Consider the following 21,957-nt stretch of genomic DNA (forward strand, 5'->3'; position numbering starts at 1 on the left):
GGTATTGCCCCCGCCGAGCAACAGCGAGGGCAATGAGTAATCAGCGTATCGCGATATAAATCTCCACTTGTCCGTCGTTCGGATCGGGATTCGTGCCGTAATATTCGAAGTCGCCCGTAAAGGTTCGCTCGTAGCCGGATTGTTGCGCCCATTGCCAGATTCCTGCCCATGCCCGCTGCACGCCTTCCACGATCGGCCCTTTCTCCGTCACGAATACGGCGTATTTCGCAGCGGGAACAACAAACGTTTTGACGGATGCCGCCGGCAGCTCCCGCAAGCCGTCTCGCACATGGACGCTTACCATCACTTCATAATGTCCGGCAACGCCCCGTTCATAGTTGAAATAGCAGCTGTAAAGCCCGGGCTGTTGAACAAATGGCGCCAGTTGTCCGCTGATGTCGGCGGAGTAAAACTGTTCAAACAGGCGGCCGATTTTGCCCGCGCCGCTCCATTCCGCTTCATTGGTCGTAACCGCGCTGATGCCGGCTAATGCGAAGGAGGCGCGCTCCTCGATACGGGCAGGCAGAATTGGGTTGCGGGCTGCCGGTTCGGCGGACAGCGCCTTGTCATCGTTGGATTCGTTTTGTTTCATTAAGTCAATCGCTCCTTGTATGGGAATGCATTCATTATAAAACAACCAACTTGACAGCATTCTGTCAGGTTGGTTGTCCGTTTCGATATAAATTCGCCATATACGCGGCGCGACTGGCGATAATGGCCCGCAGGTGGACGGGCTCCAGCACCTCGGCATGGTGACCCAGGCCAAGAATGAACCGGTATAACCATTCGTCTTCCGGGTACGCCTTCTTCACTTGCCAACTGCCGTTCTCCACCGGAACCAACGCTTCGATGCCGAACAAATCCTCTGCCAGATGAAGCGCTTCGGCCCGGAAACGCAAGACGACCTCTGCCACCCGAAGCGGCTTGGCATCTTCAAGCTCTCGCGGCGGAAGCTTCCGGCGCATGAATGTCCTCCCCGGAACAAGCTCCAGTTCTTTCATCCGGTTCAGCTTGAACAGCCGAAACTGTTCTCTCTCCAGGCAATAAGCTTGCAAATACCATTGCCTTCCTTTCAATATGAGCGTATGCGGTTCAACGCTCCGACGCGATACGTTCCCGTCCGCATCGGAATAGAGCAGTTCCACTATCAAGCAGCTATCCACCGCTTCCTTCAACAGCTGCAATTTCGGCTGCAGCCTTTCGTTGCCGTCCCAGGGCGAGTAGTCGATCAACACGCCGCTTGTCTTGTGTTGGAACTGTTCGGAGTAATCGGGCCGGACGACGCTGTTGATTTTCTCCACCAGATTGGCATGCTGCTCGTTGCCGTAAGAGGTCGAGATGCTTCTGAGCGCGGTGACGATCGTTGCAAGCTCGTCGTCGGTCAGCACATTGCGATCCAGGCGGTACCCGTCCGTCAGCCCGATGCCGCCGTTCGTTCCTTGATACGTGACGATCGGAATGCCGGCGGCATGGATCGCTTCGATATCGCGGTATATCGTCCGAACGGATACCTCGAACCGTTCCGCGAGCTCCTTCGCTTGCACGATGCGGCGATTCAGCAGCAAAATAATAATGGCCAACAGTCGTTCCATTTTCATCGGTCCGCCCCTCCCCATATACAGGCATGTTATCTGCAGCGTCATAGCGCATGCTTCGGAAAATCGATCATCACCGTAAATTGATCGCCTTGAATATCGATGCGAATTCGGCCGCCCTGCAGTTCTACGATACTTTTGGCGATGGCCAGACCGAGCCCCGATCCTTCGGAATGGCGCGACTCGTCGGCTCGTTTGAACCGCTCGAACAATTCCTCCGCAGCAAAATCGATTTCGTAGGAAGACGTGTTTTGGATACGGAATGCAATCCATTCTCCTTTCTCTTCGAGCGACAAGTAAATGCGCGTGCCGGGAAGCGAATACTTGCTGGCATTGCCGATGACATTTTCGAAGACGCGCTGGGTTTTGTTGCCGTCCAGATCGGCGTAAAGGTGCGGCTTGCCGATATTCACCCGAAGCAGCGGCGCAATATCTTCGATCGAATCGCCCAATTCGGCCAATGTCTGGTTCAGCAGCGCCGCAACGTCGATCCGGCGAATGTCGAGCTCGACCGCCCCGCTGGCCATTTTGGACGCTTCGAACAAATCGTCGATCAACGTTTTGAGCCGCAACGATTTGCGGTCGAGCACATCGACGTAAGCGCTTGCTTCATCCGGCGTCAAGTCCTTCTGTTTCAGAAGGTTGACATAATTGATAATCGAAGTTAGCGGGGTCTTCAAGTCATGCGATACGTTCGTGATGAGCTCGGACTTCAGCCGTTCGCTTTTCATTTGCTCTTCCAGCGCCGCGCGGTACCCGGCCTTCATATTATTGATGCGGGACGCCAGCGCGGCGAAAGCGTCTTTGCCTTTCACCTCGATCGCCATTTGCAGTTGGCCGGCGGCGACCGCCTCCACGCCGAGGCGAATCCGGTGAAACTTGCCGATCAAATGCCAGGCATAAGGAAGGACAACAAACACATAGACGACAACAGATAAAAGATACCATTTTTCTTCGGCATGATAATGCCAGGTGGACAACTTCCACACGCTAATTCCCGCCCAAGCCGATAACAAAACAAATCCGCAAACTACAAGGGCAAGATTTTTTTCCAGGTATACATATTTCCAGGTCGAGTCAACATATTGGCGTACATAGCTGCGCCGCCACTGCTCCCGCAGCGTCGAAGCGCTGACGAGCAAATGGCCCGCGAATAGCGCGGCAACCCCTAAGGCCAGCCAGAGCAAACCTTCCATGACGTCGCGAAATAAATAACTGGTCCGGTAGACGGAAAACCGCAAGTCTGCTATCCGGGCAATGACGAACCACCAAACGGCAGCGCAAGCCGCAACACGAATGTCGAGCGGTACGCGGCGCAGCGGATGGTTATTTCGGATCGATTTTATAACCAATGCCCCACACCACCTTCAAATATTTCGGCTCTTTCGGGTTGATTTCGATTTTTTCGCGAATGTTGCGGATGTGGACGGCGACCGTATTTTCCGATAAATAAAACGGTTCATTCCATACTTTGTCATAAATTTCTTCTATGGAGAACACCCTGCCCTTGTTTTCCATCAGCAGTTCCAGTATTTTATACTCTTTGGGCGTCAATCTGACTTCATCGTCGTCTACGCTTACCATTTTCATGTCTCGGTCCAGCACGAGCCCTTTAATGACGATTCGGTCGCGCCGGGCGGACTCGGCTGCCCCCAGGTTCGTATACCTGCGAAGCTGCGAGCGCACTCTGGCAATCAACTCCATCGGGTTGAACGGTTTCGTCATGTAGTCGTCCGCACCGATATTGAGACCCATGATTTTATCGGTATCCTCGGATTTGGCGGACAGCATCATAATCGGGATGTTGCGCGTTTCCCGGATTTTGAAGGTCGCTTTAATCCCGTCCATTTGCGGCATCATGACATCCATAATAATAAGGTGGATCGTCTCGCGCTCCAAAATATCGAGCGCTTCCGCGCCGCTTGCCGCGGCGAATACATGAATGCCCTCGCTCTTCAGGTAAATGATCAGGGCTTCCCGGATTTCCGGTTCGTCGTCGACGACCAGAACGTTATTATTCGGCATCTGCGTCACCTTCTCTTTTTGAATCAGGCAGCCGCCTGCTTGCGTTTTCGCAGCAGTCTGCCGCAAACAAATCCCATGCCCAGCAGCAGCATTGCTTCGCCGCGCTGTCCGTTATCCAGCATGGCAAGCAGCGCGTCAGGCCCGCGCGACTCCTCCGTATAGAACCCGTAAGCACCGGCTTTCTGCAGCCAACGCATCATCACGGGATTGTTGACCGTATGAACGTAACTTTTGACACCGAGCTTGTTTAACCGATGAAGCAGTGTCGGGCTGACGACAGTTCGCGATACGGGCATGGCGACCGCCGTTATTTGACGATCTTTCACAAACGCCACGATGCTGTCAGCGGAAGCATGCGTCCGGTACAACGAATACAGGAAGTGCGGAAACGGAATCTCGGCCATCACGACTGTGTACATCTCAGGAGTAAAAATTTCGGGAACGACACGCTGCAAAATCGCAGGATCCACAACAGCCGCATCCGCGATCATCGTAGCGAAAAGTTGGGACAGGAGTGGAAGATCCGTTTCTTTCGCGTCGACGACGACATACACGTCCGGGTACTTGGCCATGAGGGTTATTATATCCTTCCAGGATAACGGTTGATACTTCCCATAGATTCGGGCTTGTTTGAACTGCGACAACGTCGGCGTCTCGCCGGCTCCCGCAGGCAAACCGGGCTGCATCGCGTGCGTCCAGTCGTGTCTCGCTGCGATTTCGCCATCCGACGTCATCGTCAAATCGACCTCAAACAGCCGGTAACCTCTATTATAGTTGGTCATGAACGCTTCATACGAATTTGTGTATGCTTTTCCATCGATCGATCCCATCGCATGGGCGATCATGCGATGGTTCATCCAGCCCGCTTCGTCAACGGCAGCGGCATAACCGCTGCTTTCCCCTCCGAACCCGAAACTGACGATCATGGCGAACCCGATCGCAATGAGCGCCATGCCGGCAACATAGCGGCTCCTCTTCATGACGCCATCCTCCTCTCGTTTCCCGATGAAGGCATCTTATCAACCGGTCATGAAGAGCAGGCGGGGAAAAAACGAAGGAATTTATGAAGAAAGGCCGGCATCCCTCTTTGGGACGATGATTCATCTGCTTCTTCCCGTTATAATGGAGGGAATGACTGTCCAAATCAGCCTTACGGAGGTAAGCTATGCAGCGAATGAAGCCGGGCTCATCGTCGGCCGATTGTATCCCGCCCCGCCGTTGTCTCGATCTGATGAACCGGGAATCGTATCGCCCGCTGCTGGCTCTGATCGCTCCGACCGGATATGGCAAAACGGCGCTTCTGCAAAAATGGGCTCTTTCGCCAGGTGTTGACGGCATTGTCGTTCGGCTTTTGTTGGATGAGGGAGACAACGAACCGGGCCGGTTATTTGCCAGGCTGCTGACGGAGCTGCTCTCGTCCAAAGGCGAAGCCCGGACCGTAACATCCGATACTCCGGTTCGGCGGATCCTGGACGAAATTGCGGATACGCTTCAATCGGCGGAAACCGAAGGCTGGATTCTGTTGTTCGATCGTTATGAAGCGATTGCCGAGCCTTCCGTCCATGCCGCTTTCGAGTCGCTCATTCTCCATGCAGGCCCGAACGTGCGCATCCGGATCGCCAGCAGGGAACCGCTTCCCTTCTACCCGAATCTTCACGTCCTGTATCCCGGCCCTTTCGTCTTGACGCAGGAACACTTGCGGCTGAACGCCGAGGAAACGGGGCAATTCGTGCGCAATCGTACCCGCCGTCCGCTTGCCGCCGCCGATCTGGATCGGCTGGACCGTTTGGCAAAAGGCTGGCCGCTGGCGCTGGAGCGCTACGTTTCATTGCTCGACGGCAGCCGGGCGGAGTTGATTGACGAACAAGCGGCGATAGCCGCCCTCGCGGCGGAAATGCACGTTTTTCTGCTCGACCACGTATTGCTTCAACTGCCGGAAGAGCTTCAGCGTTTTATGCAGCGAACGTCGCTCCCCGATTTTTTCGATTATGAGCTGGGGGTGCTGTTGAACGAAAATGCGCCTGCGGGCGAAATGATCGAACGGCTCCTGCGAAAAAATATGTTTCTGACGCAAGACAACAACGGCTTTTACCGCTACCATCCGCTGGTGCTGCAGTTTCTGCGCACGCGCCTCCACCAGACGGCCAGCGCCGCCGACATCGCCGGCTTGCACGTACAGATCAGCCGCTGGTCGGAGCGCAGCGGCTCCCTTGCGGAAGCGGCGCAGCACGCGCTGCAAGTGCCGGACTATGAGCGCGCTGCGGCTTTGCTGCTGGCGGATGTCGCTGCCACGGTCGTCTGCCCGGCGCCGGCACTCATCCGGCTGATGGAACAATTCCCGGCAGCGGAGTTGAACCGCCGGCCATCGCTCGCGATGTTCTATGCGTGGATATTGACGGCCGAACATCGCATCGCCGCGGCGGAGACGGTGCTGAATCAACTGGAGCCGCATCTGACGGAGGAAACCGTCGTTTTTGCTCCTACGGGCGAAAACTTGCGGGGATACTTGGCGACCATCCGTTCCCGCATCCATCTGATGCGGCGGGACTCGGAGCGCGGCATCGCGCTTATGCACGAAGCCGCTTCGTTGTTGAACGGGCCGGGGTATTTGTACGCCCACGCCAACTTATTCGATCCGTGCGGAAGCTCGCTGCTGCGAAGCAGCGTCGGTTATTGGGGGGCCATCGATCAATCGATTGAAATTTACGGTTATGCCGAACCGCTGTGGAGCGGGGTCAATCAAGGGCTTGGCATAATCCATACGTTATTGGGCGAGTGTTATTACGAACGCAATCAGTTGATCCGTGCGGAACAATCGCTGCTCAGCGGCCGCCGGATCGGCATCGATCTGCAGAATACCGGGATCGTTCTCCCGGCTTCCATCGCGCTCATTCAGTTGAAATGGTTCCGGGGCGAACATCAGGCCGCCCAAATATTGCTGGAGGAAACCCGGCGGCTGATTCCGCTGCAGATCGGGGATAAAGGACAAGCCGTGCTGGACGCATGCCAGGCTCAACTGCATATGAAGGCCGGCGAAACGAACCGGGTGAATCGGTGGCGGCAACTTGCAGCGCCAGGCGCCGACACCAGCCTCGACATTGGCCGCATGTTTGAATACGTGACGCTGATCCGCTCCTGCCGCTTCCTTGACCAGTACCGGCAAGGCATCGCGTTCGGCGAGCGGCTGCTGCATGTTGCCGAAGCGTGGTATCTGCATTATTATGTGGCCGAAATCAACATGCTGCTGGCGCTTCTCTACGAAGGGAGCGGGGACAGGGGCACCGCGCTGCTGCGGCTGGAAAATGCGACGGAAATCGGCCGAAAAGAAACGTATATGAGGCTGTTCCTGAACGATTGGGAGGATGTCGAGCCTTTGCTCCAGCTTCTGGAGAAAACGCTGCAGCTCCGGAAACCTTCCACTTTGCCGGAAACCGCTGCCTATTTGAAACAATTGTCGCGCCTGTACAACGAGCAGGAATTGTTCGCCAACAAGGACCGTTTCGCCGAGCAGAAGCTGACGGCCAAGGAATACAAGGTGCTGCAAGCGTTGATCGCGGGCAAATCGAATGCCGTCGTGGCGGCAGAGCTGTCCATCCGTTTGGAGACAGTCAAAACGCACTGCAAAAACATTTACCGCAAACTGGGGCTGAAAAGTCGCAAATCTGTGGTGCAAATGTTCGCGGCAATGGACAAGGGATAAACGGAAACAGAGCCCGGGGAGGGCTCTGTTTGATTCATTCGTTGGCGAAATCGGCGATCCCGGTTTGGACGACGGTCCCCCAGCCGAACATGCCTTCCAAATTCGTTATTTCCGCCCGAATCGTGTTTCTCCCCGCGTTCCATCGAACGGGAAACGAAGCTTGGTTCGCCCGAATTCGCCCGTCGCTCTGCGGCGGATCCCATACGGTAGTCCCCGTATAAACTTCCCGATCGTTGATCCAAAGCTTAATCCGATCGCTGTACCCGCAAGACAAAGTCGTTTCCCTTTCGTCCGCCAGTACGAACGAAGCTCTCGCCTGGACAACATTCCCCTTACTCTCGGCGGCATACAGCCGATTCAGGTTCAGGCATCCGTTTTCTTCTACGACCGCCTTCCTCCATATCCCGGTGTACTCACTGTGTTCCTCGGGATTGTAGGGCTCCGAAACTTCCCATTCCGTCACGAACGAATCGTTGACTGGCTTCCGCAAGATCGGTTCCGTATCCGGCAAGGAAGACGGTTCGATTTCCTCCACGCTCATATTGCGTATGTATCCGGGAAAATTCCCCCACGCACCGATCCGGCCGTTCGCTTTTCCATGCTGCAACTGGTTGATCGTGAGCCGGGGAACCGTCTCGTCGCCAACGAATATCGCCGCCCGATACGGATGAACTTCAATGGCGATCGTATTCCACCGGCCAGCCGGGAATGGAGCGGACGCTTGGTAAGCCGGACCATTGTAAATTTGCCACGTGCTGGACCCGTTCATGATCGGATCGTACTGAATTTCTCCGGGTTCGGTATCGGTGCCGGGCCACCAATAAACCAACTCGTAATTTTCCCTGTCGCGCGCGCCAAACGCCAGACCGATAAAACCTTCCGAACCGGGAATGCAAACTTCCGCCTGCAACCGAAAGCTGTCAAACGGAAGCGATTCGCGCAGCAAAACCGGCACGGTATGAAAGCCTTCCAGACGCAACGCCTCCTGGCCATCCCAAATTTCCAGCCTGGCCCCGGTTCCTTCCCATTCGAATTGCTCCAAATCGTCCGTCATGTTCCACTGTATCCGCTTCATACGACACCTCCATTGGAAATGGCAGGCTGATATTTTACAAGCCTTGTTAAAACATCCGGATAATATTCGGTATCCGCGTCGAAATTCCTTTAAGGTGCTGCTTCACCGGGAAAGTTGACCTTGTGAGGGAGGATCGCCTGGCATGGAGCAGACACGTTGCTTCATGCGCGCCATCCCCCCAACCGCCAATTAGCACCCTGCCAAATAAGCCATGTTTTCTAGCCTATTTCTCCAAAAACGGGCGGCCTCTTCAAAATAACCAGCGAAATCACTGGCTATTTCGCTTGAAAGGCCGATTTGAAGGCAATCTGGGGTAAATAACCAGTGTTTTCACTATTGCAGGCGGGCCGGGCAATAGGAGGCAAATAGGCCATTTTTCATGGGCTATTTTACGCTCATATTCCGAGATGTCAACGAGATAACGCTAACTTAATCGCTGCACAGAAAATAGTTGTTTAGCCGTAAGGTCCGTGTTGGTGGAAGCCGAGCAGCCGCCGCTGCCGAGGATTGAGCACATCAACAATGTGCTGCGGCATCACATAGCCCACGAACGGGTAGAACCGTTGCGACACCCATCTTCTGCCGTAGGTGACGCCTTGTACGAGCCGCGTGGTGTCGCTTTCGTTACGAGCACCGCGATGCCACAATTGAGAGCTGAAGATGACGCAATCCCCGGCCTTGGTCAACAGACTGACCGGGCCTTGACCCTTGTAGTTGGGCGGCGCATCAGCCGTCGCGTTCGGCTTCCTTCCGCTGCGATGACTGCCAGGGACTACTTGGGTCGGGCCGTTGTCCTCGTTCACATCGACGAGTGAATACAGGCAATTGAAAAAGATTGGCGGAACTTGCACACGCTCATCCCATTCCACTTCACCCGGCAAAGGGAAGATCAGCTCGTCATCAACGTGCCAGCCGTCCACCCCCGTCCCCTTCGGGGTGCGAAGCGCGTTCATCGCGATGATGTGACAGTTTGGCCCGAGCACCGCCTCGGCAAACTCGGCGATCGGCGACACTTCCGTCAGTTCCAGCAATGCTCCTCCTCGCTCGAACATGCGTGCGCGCACGATTGGGCTGTATGCCGGATCGGATTCCTCCTCGAAAGCTTGCTCCACCTGTTTCCCGACTGCCTGCAGCATGTCCTGCGAAAGCGCCTGGCGAAATACGGTATAGCCATCCTGATGAAACTGATCGATATGCGACAACAATGAGGTCATTGCAGTTCCTCCGGTTCCTGTTATCATTGTATACTGCAAATAGAGTTCGAAATTTGTACGCGAAAGGCATGTTGAACATGACCGCAATCGATAATTCTGCCTTCCCCCGCCAAAAATTGACCTCTTATTTCGAGCTCGCGCCAAGCTTGCATTTGGCTGTCCGGGCACCGCTTCCACCCGATTTTCGAATCAAACGACGCATTTACGACTTCTTCTTATGTTACGTGCTGCAAGGCGAGCTTCACGTCTCCATCGATGCGAACGAGCCGGTGGCCGTCCCCGAAAGGACGATGGTTTATTTTCCTGCGGGCGTGTGGCATGAAACTTGGGTCGCATCCCCGCAGAACGTTTACTATATCGGCATACATTTCGACTATTTTTCCGAGACGGCACCCTTTCTCCCGGAAGATATTACGGTCAACGAGAGGAATGTGCGGGATATCCGATTCGGAGCCGAGCCGATCATCGACGGTGTTGCTCCATTCCCGGCCCGAACTGCCATGTCTCTCTCCGGACAATCGGAATTGTTGTTGGACGCGATTGTGAACGAGTATCACAACCAGTCTCCTACTTATCCGATCAGCAGCCGAGGGCTGTTGCTGCAATTGTTTGCACTGCTCTGGAAGGAGCGGGATCGCCAACGACTCTTGAGCCCGAACGCCAAGTACAAGGAGCAGCTGTCCGAGCTCGCCGGCAAGATGGAGCTGTCCTATCACGAGCCCTGGACGAACGAGCGAATGGCCCGGATCTTGAACATGCATGAAGATTATGTGCCCAAGCTGTTTAAGTTGGCATTCGGAACAACACCGTTCCACTATTTGCAGCATCTTCGACTGCAGGAGGCGAAACGACTGCTTCGGGAAACCGACATGAAGGTGGAAACGATCGGCAGGCGCGTCGGTTATTGCGATCTGCACTACTTCAGCCGGCTGTTCCATAAAGCGATTGGATTATCGCCGTCGGAATACCGCAAATCGCTGCACGTGTTTTAGTAAGAGGTTGAATAACTCATGGATCGGGATAAGCAACATTCCTCTCCCGAGGGTGACCCTTATTCACCGGACTTTTACACTCCTTTCCTGCGAAGTCAACCATAATATAGCATTGCCCGGACAGCCTTGGCGTTGAACGATGCCGCGATTCGGTTGGACATTCCCGCAAAGCTTCAAGATCGCAAAAGGGTAGATAAAAGCCGCTATCGGAGTCATTTAGAGGAAACGCGACAAGTAGTGTTTAGCGGGAGTATTTCATGCGAGAAAAGCGGAGCATTTCGTGACCGCCCGGTTCCCGGACGGTCTTTTTTAATGCGCAATATTCTGGACTGTGGCTGGCTCCGGGGTTCTTGGACCTGATTTACAAGCTTTTTACATAAAGGCCCAAAAAGGGATGAGACAGGTTACTTACCCCTATTCTTTCGGTTCATACGCGCCTAATTCATTCCCAAACGGATCCACGAACTTAATTACCCAACCAAAGCCTTCATCTTGGTACATTCTGATCATCGAATTGTCCTCGGTTAATGCGGCGTGCAATGCTTCAATATTTTTGGTCAAAAACATAAAAGCAGGCATTGGAAAATCATCTTCCGATAACCATGAAACTTTCGTGTTTTTACTACTATGATGAAGCATCAGTAGCGGTCCCTGATTAAATTTTAACCATCCCGGGGCCATAACCTCCAATCCAAGCACTTTGGAGTACCACTCGGTTCCTTTTTCAATATCGTTTACAGGTAACTGAACATGATCTACGTATTCGATCAACCTATTCTCCATTCGATTAGTCACGTTGTTCATTTGCTCCGCCATATTCGCTTCCTCCTTACTTTGGTTAAAGTGAAGCAATTTGAATGCATTCGGAACAAGGCTGGGCTTATAACCTTCGGAGTTCTTCCCTCGATCGCGTTCCGTCGAACGCATTCTTGCATTTTGGCTCATGTTTATCACCCCGAACAATACACTGTTCGTGCGTTTCTACACAATTTTATCATAGGAATACATAATTCCTATGTCATTTTTTATCAACTTTGTTATCGGTTCATCATTTTCATCGCGTATTCACAGCCAACGTCGGCTCGCAAAATGTCACAAGCCCTCAACTCCGCTTTCTGCCTGTAAGCCTTGATCAGTTGCGCTAACGCATTCCTGTCGCCTGCGGCAGCATAAGCAATCAATTGGAACGCTAACAAAAGGCCTGGTGAAGCAAGGCAGCACCCTAAAGGATGAATTGGCTGGGTTGTTATTGTTTGCAAGTTGTTGGCAGTTGTTTGCTTAATGCAAGAGTTACATAAAGTTGTATGCGTTCTCATCTAAATTTGATATAATTCCACTTGATGAAGCTTATCGGTCATTGAATAGGAGATGGTTCCAAGTGGCAAACGAAAAATTCGAAACGGTTGGGGCGTATTTTACGTCTTTTTCAGAGGACATTCAGCATGGGCTAGCAAGTATCCGTGACACGATAAAAAAATCCGTGCCGCAGGCAGAAGAAGTGCTAAGCTATCAATTGCCTGCATTTAAATACCATGGCATGCTCATTTACTACTCTGCGTATAAAAGTCATTACTCTATCTCATTTCCACCCCCATTTAAGGTGTTTGAAGTGTTCAAAGAACATTTATTGCCGTATCAAATGTCCAAGACAACCGTCCAGTTTCCGATGGACAAGCCGCTCCCGTTAGAACTCATTGGCGAAATGGCAAAGTATCGGGCTAATGAAAACATCGAATCTGAAAATAAGAAAAAGAAAAAGTGACTAAAACCGTGGTACCTTAGCCCGGTGTAATGTCTATTTATGTTATGAAAATATAATTTGTCCACTTAGATTTATCGACCTTATAATATACCGCCGCATGGCGGTTTTTTGCATCCATTTTGAGTGGAGCGATCCATATTAACGGCTCCTACTCTTCTCCTGTAACAATCGGGTTATCCTTGTAGCTAATCCAATCACTCCAACTTCCCGCATACAGCTTAACGTTGCGAAAACCCGCTTCCGTCAGCGCGAGCACATTCGGGCAGGCGGAGATGCCCGAACCGCAGTAGACGATCACTTCCTCCGCGTCGGCCAGCCCCGCGAACCGCTCCTGGAGCCGCTCCGTCGGCAGCCAGCCGCCGTCTTCCGCCAGCGCATCCTTCCAGAAGTAATTCACCGCGCCGGGAATATGCCCGGCAACCGGATCGAACGGCGCCTCCGCCCCCTTGTACTGGTTCGCGTCACGCGAGTCGACGAGCGCCGTGCCGCCCGAGGCGCGGCCGGAAACCGCGCGCACGTCGTCCATGCCGACCAGCAGTTCGCTTCGCACCTGCGGCACGAACAGACGTTGCGCCGGCTCCGGCCGCTCCGCCGTCACGGGATACCCCGCCGCCACCCAAGCGCGGTAGCCGTCGTCCAACACATACACGGCCTCGTGCCCGAGGTACTTCAGCACCCACCACAACCGCGCCGCCGCCGGACCGTTGCCGTCCTCGTACACGACGACCGGCGTGGAACGGTCGATGCCAAGCGCGCCGAACCGCGCGGCCAGCCGCTCCGGCGATGGCAGCGGACTGCGCCCCCCATGCTCCTGCGCCGGGTCCGTCAGATCGCCCTTAAAATCGACAAACACCGCTCCCGGCAAATGTCCCTGCTCGTACGCCCGGATGCCATGCTGCCCATCCTTCGGCGAAAACCGGACGTCGGCCAGCACGAGATTGTCCTGCGCCAGCCGCTCGTGAACCCAAGCGGCGGATACAATATTCGAATTCGCCATGCCTCTATCAGCACCTCTCTCCCGTCATCTAAATCGTAAATTCCAAATCCTGCTGCGTTTTCACTTCATGAATCGCCGCGTAAATTTCATGCTGAATGTGCAGCAGTTCCACGTCGTCCCGCTTGCGCGGACGCTTGTGCCGCACCGGAAACACCCGGTTGATCCGCCCCGGCCGCGGCGACAGCAGTACGACCCGGTCCCCGAGGTAAACGGCTTCCGACACGTCGTGCGTGACGAAAACGACCGTCTTCCGCTCCCCCGACCAAATCGTCAGCAAGTCGTCCTGCAGCTGCAGCCGGGTCAAATGATCGACAGCGCCGAACGGCTCATCCATCAACAGCACTTCCGGCCGGTTCGCCAGCGCCCGGGCAATGCCGGCGCGCTGCCGCATGCCGCCCGACAGCTGGTGCGGATACTTGTGCTCGAAGCCGCGCAAGCCAACGAGCTCGAGATAACGCAGCGCTTCGGTTCGCCGCTCCGCCCGGGACGCGCCGCGGATTTCGAGCCCCAGCTCGACGTTCTGGGCAACCGTCCGCCACGGGTAGAGCGACGGATCCTGAAATACGACGCCGCGCTCCTTCCCCGTTCCGCGCAGAGGCTTGCCGTCGAACGTCACTTCGCCGCGGCTTGCCGTCTGCAGGCCGGCCAATATTTCCAGCAGCGTGCTTTTGCCGCAGCCGCTCGGCCCGAGGATGCAGAGAAATTCGCCATCCTCAATCGTCAGCTCGATATCGCGCAGCGTCTCGACCGCCGCGGTGCCGCCGCTGCCCGCGAACACTTTGGACACACCCATGATTGCAAATCCCGCCATAACGCGCACCTCGTCACATCGTCAGTTCTTTTTCGGAATAAAGCGCAGATCGAGGATTTTGTCCACGTCGTAAATTTGGTCCTGGAAGCCAAGATCCTTCTGAATTTGCTGCGTTTCCAGCAGCGACTGTTTGTCTACGTTCGGCACGTTCTCCCACAGCACAAGCTCGCGTTCGAACGCCTTATCCACCGCCGCCGGATCGATTTTGATTTTCGACAGGAAGTAAGCTTTGTACTCGTCCAGATGGCTCTTCGCATATTCCTGCGACTTGAAATACGCCCGCAGCAGCTTCTCGACCCCGTCCGGATGCTTCTCGATGTAATCGTTGCGCGAGATCAGCACGCCGGTGTGGAAATTCGGCAAGTAGTCCCAGCCTTTGGCCAGCAGCTTGCCTTTGCCGGTAATTTCGGCGAGCGACGCGAACGGCTCGTGAATGATCGTTGCGTCGACCTGCCCGCTCGTCAGGCTGGCGAACGCCGCGTCGTTGACGCCGTTGGCGATCAGGGTGACATCGTTTTTGCCAAGCCCGTTTTTCTTCAGAATCGTTTGGGTGTACACGTCGAGCCCGCTGCCGAAAGCGGCGGCGCCGACTTTTTTCCCCTTCAGATCGGCGATGCTGTTGATGCCCGGCGCCCCGATCAGGTAGAACGGGCCTTTCGTGCGGAACATCGACGACACGATTTTGATCGGCGCGCCTTTGCCGGCGGCGATGATCGCCGATGTGGTGGCAATATCGGCGATGTCGATATCCTTACTCGTCAACCCCGCAATCGGGTCCTGGTTGACGACGAACTCGACGTCGAGCCCTTCTTCCTTGAAAAAGCCTTTTTCATTGCCGAATTGCACCGCCAACCCGCTTACGCCGGCGAACGCCGCGTAGCGAATTTTTTGCAGCGGCTGCGCCGATTGCGCCGGTTTCGCCGAGCCGCCGGATGGGCTCGCGCTGCCACCGGCGCCGTTCGCCGGTTTATCCTTGGCGCCGCAGCCCGCCAGCACCGTCGTCAAAATAAGTGCCGCCACCGTTGTCGTTTTCCATCCCCATCGTTTCATCGCGCTTACTCCCCCGCTTCGGTCGAATTGTTCAAGATGATTTCCATTTCAGAAACACTTTTTTCTCCAGCAGGTCGATCAGCCAAATAATCAGCACCGATACGACCGTCACGATCGTGATAATGGCAAAAGCTTGCGCCGTATCGTAAAGCGACGTCGCTTTGACCAGCAAGTTGCCGAGCCCGTTTTTCGACGCGATCATTTCCCCGTACAGCGCCCCGACAAGCCCCGTTGCCGCGGATACGCGCAAACCGACGAAGATGGTCGGCGCCGCCGACGGAAGAATGACCTTCGTCACAAGCTGCAGCTGCGAGGCCTCGAATACGCGCGCCACTTTCAGATGATTGTCCTGCGTCTGTTTGACGCCGGTGATCGTGTTGTACGCCACCGTAAAGAAGCAGAACAGGATGATGATCGCCACTTTATGCGTCTGCCCGATGCCGAGCCAGAGCATCAGCAGCGGAATGATCGTTACCTTCGGAATCGCCATCAGCGAGGAGAGGAACGGCTGGAAAAACCGCTCCGCCCCGGGCACCAGCACCAGCGCCAGCCCAACGGCCACGCCGGCGACCGCCGAAATGACGTAGCCAAAAGCGAATTCCTTCAGCGTCGTCCATAAATTCGGAAAAATCGTGCCGTCCGCAAACAGCTTGACGATTTCCTCGACAATTTTGGTCGGCCGGGACAAATACAGCATGCCGACCGTGCCGCTCGCGACGAGCCATTCGCACAGGCCCAGTACGAGCAGGAGCAGCGCGATTTGCCCGGCAAGCGTCCAGCCGTAGCGCCCGGATGAGTTTTGATTGCCCATGCGTTTTCCCCGTCCCCCGTTTCCGCGTTATTTCGTCTGCAGCTCGCGCTCCTCGGCGAAACGGTTCGCCGGACGCGTCAAGCCGAAATGATCGCGAAACGTGTTTCCTTCATACTCGGTCCGGAACAGGCCGCGCCGCTGCAGCACCGGCACCACGTGCTCCGCGAACAGGTCGAGGCCGCCCGGCATGTACGGCGGGCAAATGTTGAACCCGTCTGCCGCCTCTTCCTTGAACCACAGCTCGATTTTGTCCGCGATCTGCTCGGGATCGCCAACGATGAGCAAATGCCCGCGCGCCGTCGCCGCAAAATAATGAAACAATTCCCTCACCGTGATGTCTTCGTGCCCCGACGCGTCCTGCGCCAGCCGAACGAACTTGCGCGCATCGTCAGGCCGCGACGACAGCCCCAGATCCGGCAGCGGACCGTCCAGCGGGTAACCGGACAAGTCGAGCCCGATGCGTGCCGACAGCGGCTGCAGATTGAAGTCTGTGACGAGCAGCGCCGACAGCTCCCGGTATTTCGCCCGCGCTTCCGCTTCGGTGCGTCCCACCAGCGGCACCAGGCCCGGCATGATGAACAGGTCGTCCGGCGTGCGCCCGTATTGGAACGTTTTCGCTTTGATCCCGGCGTAGAAGCGTTTTGCTTCGTCGATCACGATTTGGCCGGTGAAGATGACGTTGGAAAACCGCGCCCCCAGCTCCTGGCTGCGCTCGGACGTACCGGCGGACAGCAGCGGTATTTGCCCTTGCGGCGGCCGAGCGACGTTCAGCGGTCCGGCGACGGAAAACTGCTCGCCGACATGACGCAGCGCATGCACCTTGCTGCCGTCGACGAAGACGCCGGTCTCCTTGTTGCGTACGAACGCCTCGTCCTCCCACGAATCCCACAGCCGTTTGACGACGTCGACGAATTCGTTCGCATAGTCGTAGCGCTTCTCGTTGTCCCAATGCTTCTCCCGGCTGAAATTGTGCGCGGCGCGCGCGTCTGCGCCGGTCACAACGTTCCATGCCGTGCGCCCGCTGCTGAGATGATCGAGCGAAGCGGTTTGCCGCGCGACATGGTAAGGCTCTGCGTAAGTCGTGTTCACCGTGACGATCAGGCCGATTTTCTCCGTCACCGCCGCGATGTTCGCGATCATCGTAAACGGCTCGAGCCGCACCATCTGCGACGGGAATTGGTATTGCATGTCCGCGCTGCTGGCCAGAGCGTCGCCAAGGAAGAAGAAGTCGAACTTCGCCCGCTCCAGCGTCTGCGCCACCGAGTGCAGAAACTTGGCGTCGAATGCGCCGTCCGTGCGCGCTTCGGGCAGCCGCCACCCCGCCGGATGATACCCGGTGGAAAATAAAAACAACCCCAAATGCAACTGCCGCTTCTTTTGACTCATACTTCCCGCCTCCATGTTATGTTTTCAGATGCGAATAGTTGGTTATTGGCTAGAAAAAAAGACCGGCCGACCGCGATACCTCGTCGATCTGTTGCAGCTCTTCGTCACTCAGGCGATGATCGGCGAATTGCAGCGCATCGGTAATATGCTCCGGCCGGGATGCGCCGATAATCGCCGAGGTGATGTGCGGATGGCTAAGCACCCACGCCAGCGCCAGCTGCGCCGTCGTTAAGCTGCGCCGCAACGCCAGCGGCTTGAGCGCCTCTACCAGCGCGTACGCCGGGTTAGCCTGCAGCAGTTGCTGCAGCCGTTTCTCCCCCGCCGCGAGCCGGGATCCTTCCGGAGGCGCTTCGTCCGGCCGATACTTGCCGGTGAGAATGCCGCGTCCAAGCGGGCTGTACACGATGACGCCGACCTGCTCCGACCTCGCGAACGGCGCCAGCTCCCGCTCGATGCCGCGCGCGATCAGGCTGTACTCGGGCTGCACGCTCTCGAACCGGTGCAGTCCGTGCACAGCGCTGATGCCGTGCGCCTTGGCGATTTGCCAGGCGGCGTAGTTGGAGCAGCCGATGTAACGGATCTTCCCTTGACGGACGAGATCGTCCAGCCCGCGCAGCGTTTCGTCGAGCGGCGTTTCGGCGTCGAAGCCGTGCACCTGATACAGATCGATGTGATCGGTTTGCAGCCGCTGCAAGCTGCGATCGATCGCCCGGTACAGATGATAGCGGCTCTGACCCGCGTCGTTAACGCCAGTGCCGACCCGCGCGTGAAACTTGGTCGCAAGCACCACTTGATCGCGCCTACCCTTCAGCACTCGGCCGATGATCGCTTCGGACTCGCCGGTCAAGCTCGGATCGCCGACGTCCATGCCCCTGCCGTACACGTCGGCCGTATCGATCAGATTGATGCCGGCGTCGAGCGCCCGGTCGAGCACCGCGGCGGACGCCTTTTCGTCGATCCAGCGGCCGAACGCCATCGTGCCGAGACTGACTTCCGATACGCGCAGCCCCGTTCTTCCCAGCTTGCGATAGTTCATCTTGTTGTTCTCCCCTCCCGTTCGTACAACAAAAAACAACCGGAACACGTCATCTGCTCGGCATGAGCAGGTGTCGTCTCCAGTTGTCTGGTTGATGGCGGATATTATTATTCCCGACTAATTCTATCGGATAAAATGAATATAACACGCCGTTTGCAAAAAAGCAATCTTATTTTTATCCCTCTGCCTCGCCCTTCACCGTAAAATAAAACACGCTTCCTTGCCCGGCCCGGCTTTCCGCCCATAACTTCCCGCCGCTTTGCTCCACGAACTGCCGGCTGACGAGCAAGCCAAGTCCCGAGCCTTTTTCCCCCCAAGTGCCCGGAGATGAGTTCAGCGGCTTCTCCTCGAATAATCGTTGGACTTGCTCCGCTTCCATCCCCACCCCGTCATCGCGGACCGCAATCGTCGCCATGCCGGCGGATACCCGGGCCTCCACGCAAATGGAGCCTTCCATCCCGGTAAATTTAATCGCGTTGGACAACAAGTTGCGGAGAATCAGTCCAAGCGCTTCCCGGTCCGCATATACGCGAGTGCCGGCAGGAACTGTGTTCTCCACGCCGATCCGTTTGGCTTCGCTTAACGCATGCAGCACCTGGCAACAATCGTCCGCGACTTCGGACAAAACCAGCCATTCCGGACGAAGCGCCATATCCTCCCGCTGGCTGCGAAACCATTCCAGCAAATTATTCGTCATGCCCAAGGTTTGCCGGATCTGGCCACCCAGCATAGCGATGATTTCCCGATGCTCCTCGCCGAACCGGTCCCGATCCTCCTCCAGCATCGCAATCAGTTGATACTGCGCCGCGAGCGGACTGCGGATATCGTGCGACACGGTCGTAAACAACTGATCCTTCATCCGATTCAGATGGGCAATCTGCTCGAGATGCTTCTCTTTCTCCGTCATGTCGACGATCAGGGAAACACTGCCTTGATTGCGCAAATGACGAATGGGAGACACATTCACGTGATAAATTTTTCGTTCCCCGTCCAGCCCGGCCTCGATTACAACTCGTCCCTCTTGCATCGACTCGCACAAACGATGCCATACCGGCCAAGGCCGCAGCAGCTCTTTCACGTCCCGACCGGAAATGGCCGTATGCCCCATCTCCGCGAACCACCGGGCAGCCTGTTGGTTGCTGTCGATAATTTTCCCCGAGCTATTGGCGATGACGATGCTTTCCTGTATCGTATCGAGCACAATATTGCGGGCAATGGGAACAATCGCAAAAAACTTGATCCGCAGCGTAATCGCCAGCATCAACGTTCCCGTAAGGCCGCAATAAACCGACAACGGCTGCAGCCAGGGCGTTCCGTCGGGTTTTACGAGTTTGGCGATCTCGAGAAGGAACGGAAACGTGCTCAGAAACAGCACCCACATGCCGGGCTTGCGAAAATCATTGCGAATATTCCGTATGTAGTGAAACAGAAAATAAAGACACGCCGCGATAATGCCGAAGCAAACAAGACCAAACAAGATGGAATAAGCCGTTCTCGCCGTGACCAGCTGGCCGTTTACGAGCGCGGCGGAGCGATAGATCACATGAAGCTCGGCATCGAACCAGGACAGCAGCGACCAAAACACGAATACCGCAATCAGCGCAATCTTCCACCCTAGTTTGACCGGCTTCTCTCTACCGACCAGCTGATAGACGAAGAGGAGAAAGAAGGGTACGATCAAATTAATCGCTGTGACCTGCATATGGCGAAAGATCAGCTTGTCGGCAATCACATCACTGCTTTTCTCCATAATAATACTGCCGGAGTAAATCATCCGGCAGACGATTACGCCGAGGAGATAGCGTACTCCCCGCTCTTTTCTGTATCCGTAGACGAACCATAAAATGATGCCTGACAAGACCACCGAAACGACCATCAGGACAAGTTCCAACGTGGCATTCATATTTTCAGTATACCTGACATTTCGAGGACCGGCAAAAGGCCAATGGTGCTGACTATCTGTCTATTCTGACCAGCGCATCCGCCCCCTGCTCATAGTGAAATTCGCTAACGGCAGCTTCCCCTTCTGCAGCATTGACATGCAGCGCAAATATGCCCTTGGCAGGGTCATACTGTATGCTATCGTCCTGTTTTGCCCCCAAAGCCTCTCTTACGCTCGCCCAGAGGAGTTGCCCCGCCTTTTCTTTGAAGATGTAAATATTGTTTTGCTTATGGGTAACAACCACCGCCTCTTCTTTTCCGTCACCATCCAAATCAAATTCATAGCTGGCGGCGTCAAGATCCATGTAAGAGGAGACCTGTCCACCAGCATCCTTCTTCAAATACCAAACGCACGTTTCTCCGTCCGTTCTGCAAACCGGTTGTTCGATCCTTAGCGCCTCTTGTCCGAACAGTCGCGTCATGCCAAACTGCAGGCCGTACATATGCCCCGTGCCATAATGGTACAACGTTCCCGGCTGGGAGGAACCGTCTACGGTAAATCCGAAGTAATCCGGATCCCCTTTTATTTCATGAGGGGTCACCGAATCGGGCTTCAAGGTGTAATGCAAGGCCATGCCAAAACCATCGATTCGTTTTTCGCCAATCAATTGGATATCGCTGAACGGAATCTGCGCGATATACCCGTTGGTTTTATTTTTCAACGGATTGTACTTATTGGATAAACCCGGAAGAATATCCGGATCCGCATCGGCGATAACTTGCCCCAATTCCCACGTTCTTGCCTGCAGCGGCGTGAATGCAACAGGCAGCTTCATCTCGTCCGATAAACCGGTGGCTGCTTGGTGGCTGGAGTCGAAGGGCCAATTTATCATCAGAATCGCCGATAGGATGCTTAGGACGATCGCTCCCGCAAGCGGCTTCCATAACCGAAAGAAATCACTGGCGTGACGATCTGCAGCTTCCATTACCGCTCGCTTCATTTCTCCTGTGAACACTTCCTCCGGAAACAATCCTTGTTTCACTTTGCTTTCCCAACCCATCGATCGTTCGTTCACGGCTCTATCCCCCTCCACTTCTTGCCGACGATTTTTCGCGCCCGGTGCAATCTCGATTTAACCGTTCCTTCCGATACGTTCATCAGGGTGGCGATCTCATTCATCGTCAGTTCATGTTCCAGGGTCAATAGAAGAACTTCCCGCAGCTTGGTCGGCAAACTCATGACGATCGCCCGAATCTCTCGAACCGATTGTTCCGCAAAATAATTCGTCTCCGCCGACCGTTCACTCTCTTGCGGTTTTACCCAACCGAACAGCACGATGCGACGCACATAGCCGGATTTCAATTCGTTGATGGCCAGGTTTCTTGTAATGGCGAATAGCCATGTTTTCAGCGAGGACTGGCCTTTGAACGAGCCTACGCTGCGGAATGCTTTCAGAAACACTTCCTGGGCAATATCTTTGGACTGTTCCCTGTTTCTGGTGATGGCATAAGCGTATTTCCTTACATCGTCGCCATATGCGGTCATCATACGGTGCAGCTCCGCCTTGTCCATCCGATCCGTATTCACCAGATATTGAAACTCCATACGGGATTCCATGTAT

Annotated in this window: 20 protein-coding genes; 3 read left to right on the forward strand and 17 right to left on the reverse strand. The window is 55.3% G+C overall.

Going from position 1 to position 21,957, the window contains the following annotated elements; all coding sequences use genetic code 11:
- Positions 1 to 40 precede the first annotated feature (40 nt).
- The 5 genes from EXY20_RS13495 to EXY20_RS13515 all read right to left on the reverse strand — a co-directional run bounded on the left by EXY20_RS13495 (position 41) and on the right by EXY20_RS13515 (position 4,600).
- Entirely contained in the window at positions 41 to 592 is a 552-nt protein-coding gene (locus tag EXY20_RS13495; RefSeq protein ID WP_167859210.1) for a GyrI-like domain-containing protein, read from the reverse strand.
- Between the two features lie 64 nt (positions 593 to 656).
- Positions 657 to 1,598 carry a helix-turn-helix transcriptional regulator gene (locus EXY20_RS13500; protein WP_135551813.1) on the reverse strand — a complete coding sequence of 314 codons (942 nt, stop codon included), beginning with the start codon at positions 1,596 to 1,598 and terminating at the stop codon, positions 657 to 659.
- A gap of 41 nt (positions 1,599 to 1,639) precedes the next feature.
- Positions 1,640 to 2,947, reverse strand: coding sequence for a HAMP domain-containing sensor histidine kinase (locus EXY20_RS13505; protein ID WP_235885828.1), 1,308 nt, complete (start codon positions 2,945 to 2,947; stop codon positions 1,640 to 1,642).
- On the reverse strand, positions 2,922 to 3,620 hold the full coding sequence (locus EXY20_RS13510; RefSeq protein ID WP_135551815.1) for a response regulator transcription factor: 699 nt from the start codon (positions 3,618 to 3,620) through the stop codon (positions 2,922 to 2,924). Before EXY20_RS13510 ends, EXY20_RS13505 begins: the two co-directional genes overlap by 26 nt.
- Positions 3,621 to 3,643: 23 nt before the next feature.
- Positions 3,644 to 4,600 carry a phosphatidylinositol-specific phospholipase C/glycerophosphodiester phosphodiesterase family protein gene (locus tag EXY20_RS13515; RefSeq protein WP_135551817.1) on the reverse strand — a complete coding sequence of 319 codons (957 nt, stop codon included), beginning with the start codon at positions 4,598 to 4,600 and terminating at the stop codon, positions 3,644 to 3,646.
- Between the two features lie 185 nt (positions 4,601 to 4,785).
- Here EXY20_RS13515 and EXY20_RS13520 point away from each other — a divergent pair, with 185 nt between their 5' ends.
- Entirely contained in the window at positions 4,786 to 7,320 is a 2,535-nt protein-coding gene (locus tag EXY20_RS13520) for a LuxR C-terminal-related transcriptional regulator (protein ID WP_135551819.1), read from the forward strand.
- Positions 7,321 to 7,354: 34 nt separating this feature from the next.
- Here EXY20_RS13520 and EXY20_RS13525 read toward each other — a convergent pair whose 3' ends face one another.
- Together EXY20_RS13525 and EXY20_RS13530 are read right to left on the reverse strand one after the other, a co-directional pair.
- Complete coding sequence (locus tag EXY20_RS13525) at positions 7,355 to 8,395, reverse strand: LamG domain-containing protein (RefSeq protein ID WP_135551821.1); 1,041 nt, start codon at positions 8,393 to 8,395, stop codon at positions 7,355 to 7,357.
- A 455-nt stretch (positions 8,396 to 8,850) separates the two neighbouring features.
- A complete protein-coding gene (locus EXY20_RS13530; protein ID WP_167859211.1) occupies positions 8,851 to 9,609 on the reverse strand; it encodes a phytanoyl-CoA dioxygenase family protein in 759 nt (252 codons plus the stop codon).
- 77 nt (positions 9,610 to 9,686) lie between these two features.
- Between EXY20_RS13530 and EXY20_RS13535 the strand changes: the two genes are divergently transcribed.
- Positions 9,687 to 10,601 (forward strand): AraC family transcriptional regulator, encoded by a 915-nt coding sequence (locus EXY20_RS13535; RefSeq protein ID WP_167859212.1) that lies wholly within the window; start codon positions 9,687 to 9,689, stop codon positions 10,599 to 10,601.
- 414 nt (positions 10,602 to 11,015) lie between these two features.
- Here EXY20_RS13535 and EXY20_RS13540 read toward each other — a convergent pair whose 3' ends face one another.
- Positions 11,016 to 11,546 (reverse strand): VOC family protein, encoded by a 531-nt coding sequence (locus EXY20_RS13540; RefSeq protein WP_135551827.1) that lies wholly within the window; start codon positions 11,544 to 11,546, stop codon positions 11,016 to 11,018.
- A gap of 433 nt (positions 11,547 to 11,979) precedes the next feature.
- On the opposite strand from EXY20_RS13540, the gene EXY20_RS13545 reads away from it, so the two are divergent.
- Positions 11,980 to 12,363: an iron chaperone gene (locus tag EXY20_RS13545; RefSeq protein WP_135551829.1), complete on the forward strand. Its 384-nt coding sequence runs from the start codon at positions 11,980 to 11,982 to the stop codon at positions 12,361 to 12,363.
- 148 nt (positions 12,364 to 12,511) lie between these two features.
- Here the strand turns inward: EXY20_RS13545 and EXY20_RS13550 are convergent, their stop codons facing one another.
- The 9 genes from EXY20_RS13550 to EXY20_RS13590 form a co-directional block, all read right to left on the reverse strand.
- Positions 12,512 to 13,360: a sulfurtransferase gene (locus EXY20_RS13550; protein WP_135551831.1), complete on the reverse strand. Its 849-nt coding sequence runs from the start codon at positions 13,358 to 13,360 to the stop codon at positions 12,512 to 12,514.
- A gap of 28 nt (positions 13,361 to 13,388) precedes the next feature.
- A complete protein-coding gene (locus EXY20_RS13555) occupies positions 13,389 to 14,171 on the reverse strand; it encodes an ABC transporter ATP-binding protein (RefSeq protein ID WP_135551833.1) in 783 nt (260 codons plus the stop codon).
- Between the two features lie 21 nt (positions 14,172 to 14,192).
- On the reverse strand, positions 14,193 to 15,221 hold the full coding sequence (locus EXY20_RS13560) for an ABC transporter substrate-binding protein (protein ID WP_135551836.1): 1,029 nt from the start codon (positions 15,219 to 15,221) through the stop codon (positions 14,193 to 14,195).
- 31 nt (positions 15,222 to 15,252) lie between these two features.
- Entirely contained in the window at positions 15,253 to 16,032 is a 780-nt protein-coding gene (locus EXY20_RS13565) for an ABC transporter permease (protein WP_135551838.1), read from the reverse strand.
- A 27-nt stretch (positions 16,033 to 16,059) separates the two neighbouring features.
- On the reverse strand, positions 16,060 to 17,418 hold the full coding sequence (locus EXY20_RS13570) for an LLM class flavin-dependent oxidoreductase (protein ID WP_135551840.1): 1,359 nt from the start codon (positions 17,416 to 17,418) through the stop codon (positions 16,060 to 16,062).
- A 49-nt stretch (positions 17,419 to 17,467) separates the two neighbouring features.
- Positions 17,468 to 18,454: an aldo/keto reductase gene (locus tag EXY20_RS13575; protein ID WP_135551842.1), complete on the reverse strand. Its 987-nt coding sequence runs from the start codon at positions 18,452 to 18,454 to the stop codon at positions 17,468 to 17,470.
- A 175-nt stretch (positions 18,455 to 18,629) separates the two neighbouring features.
- Complete coding sequence (locus EXY20_RS13580; RefSeq protein WP_135551844.1) at positions 18,630 to 20,357, reverse strand: sensor histidine kinase; 1,728 nt, start codon at positions 20,355 to 20,357, stop codon at positions 18,630 to 18,632.
- A 52-nt stretch (positions 20,358 to 20,409) separates the two neighbouring features.
- On the reverse strand, positions 20,410 to 21,411 hold the full coding sequence (locus EXY20_RS13585) for a hypothetical protein (RefSeq protein WP_135551846.1): 1,002 nt from the start codon (positions 21,409 to 21,411) through the stop codon (positions 20,410 to 20,412).
- Positions 21,408 to 21,953, reverse strand: a complete 546-nt coding sequence (locus EXY20_RS13590; RefSeq protein WP_235885831.1) for an RNA polymerase sigma factor — start codon at positions 21,951 to 21,953, stop codon at positions 21,408 to 21,410. The genes EXY20_RS13585 and EXY20_RS13590 overlap by 4 nt, the downstream gene beginning before the upstream one ends.
- Positions 21,954 to 21,957: the final 4 nt, after the last annotated feature.

It is taken from the genome of Paenibacillus cymbidii (assembly GCF_004764705.1).
Taxonomy (GTDB): Bacteria; Bacillota; Bacilli; order Paenibacillales; family NBRC-103111; genus Paenibacillus_AN; species Paenibacillus_AN cymbidii.

Excerpts from the sequence above, each read along its gene's own strand:
- EXY20_RS13495 (WP_167859210.1), bottom strand. The coding sequence starts at position 592 with ATGAAACAAAACGAATCCAACGATGACAAGGCGCTGTCCGCCGAACCG.
- EXY20_RS13500 (WP_135551813.1), bottom strand. The coding sequence starts at position 1,598 with ATGAAAATGGAACGACTGTTGGCCATTATTATTTTGCTGCTGAATCGC.
- EXY20_RS13510 (WP_135551815.1), bottom strand. The coding sequence starts at position 3,620 with ATGCCGAATAATAACGTTCTGGTCGTCGACGACGAACCGGAAATCCGG.
- EXY20_RS13515 (WP_135551817.1), bottom strand. The coding sequence starts at position 4,600 with ATGAAGAGGAGCCGCTATGTTGCCGGCATGGCGCTCATTGCGATCGGG.
- EXY20_RS13520 (WP_135551819.1), top strand. The coding sequence starts at position 4,786 with ATGCAGCGAATGAAGCCGGGCTCATCGTCGGCCGATTGTATCCCGCCC.
- EXY20_RS13525 (WP_135551821.1), bottom strand. The coding sequence starts at position 8,395 with ATGAAGCGGATACAGTGGAACATGACGGACGATTTGGAGCAATTCGAA.
- EXY20_RS13530 (WP_167859211.1), bottom strand. The coding sequence starts at position 9,609 with ATGACCTCATTGTTGTCGCATATCGATCAGTTTCATCAGGATGGCTAT.
- EXY20_RS13535 (WP_167859212.1), top strand. The coding sequence starts at position 9,687 with ATGACCGCAATCGATAATTCTGCCTTCCCCCGCCAAAAATTGACCTCT.
- EXY20_RS13540 (WP_135551827.1), bottom strand. The coding sequence starts at position 11,546 with ATGAGCCAAAATGCAAGAATGCGTTCGACGGAACGCGATCGAGGGAAG.
- EXY20_RS13550 (WP_135551831.1), bottom strand. The coding sequence starts at position 13,360 with ATGGCGAATTCGAATATTGTATCCGCCGCTTGGGTTCACGAGCGGCTG.
- EXY20_RS13555 (WP_135551833.1), bottom strand. The coding sequence starts at position 14,171 with ATGGCGGGATTTGCAATCATGGGTGTGTCCAAAGTGTTCGCGGGCAGC.
- EXY20_RS13560 (WP_135551836.1), bottom strand. The coding sequence starts at position 15,221 with ATGAAACGATGGGGATGGAAAACGACAACGGTGGCGGCACTTATTTTG.
- EXY20_RS13565 (WP_135551838.1), bottom strand. The coding sequence starts at position 16,032 with ATGGGCAATCAAAACTCATCCGGGCGCTACGGCTGGACGCTTGCCGGG.
- EXY20_RS13570 (WP_135551840.1), bottom strand. The coding sequence starts at position 17,418 with ATGAGTCAAAAGAAGCGGCAGTTGCATTTGGGGTTGTTTTTATTTTCC.
- EXY20_RS13575 (WP_135551842.1), bottom strand. The coding sequence starts at position 18,454 with ATGAACTATCGCAAGCTGGGAAGAACGGGGCTGCGCGTATCGGAAGTC.
- EXY20_RS13580 (WP_135551844.1), bottom strand. The coding sequence starts at position 20,357 with ATGAATGCCACGTTGGAACTTGTCCTGATGGTCGTTTCGGTGGTCTTG.
- EXY20_RS13590 (WP_235885831.1), bottom strand. The coding sequence starts at position 21,953 with ATGGAATCCCGTATGGAGTTTCAATATCTGGTGAATACGGATCGGATG.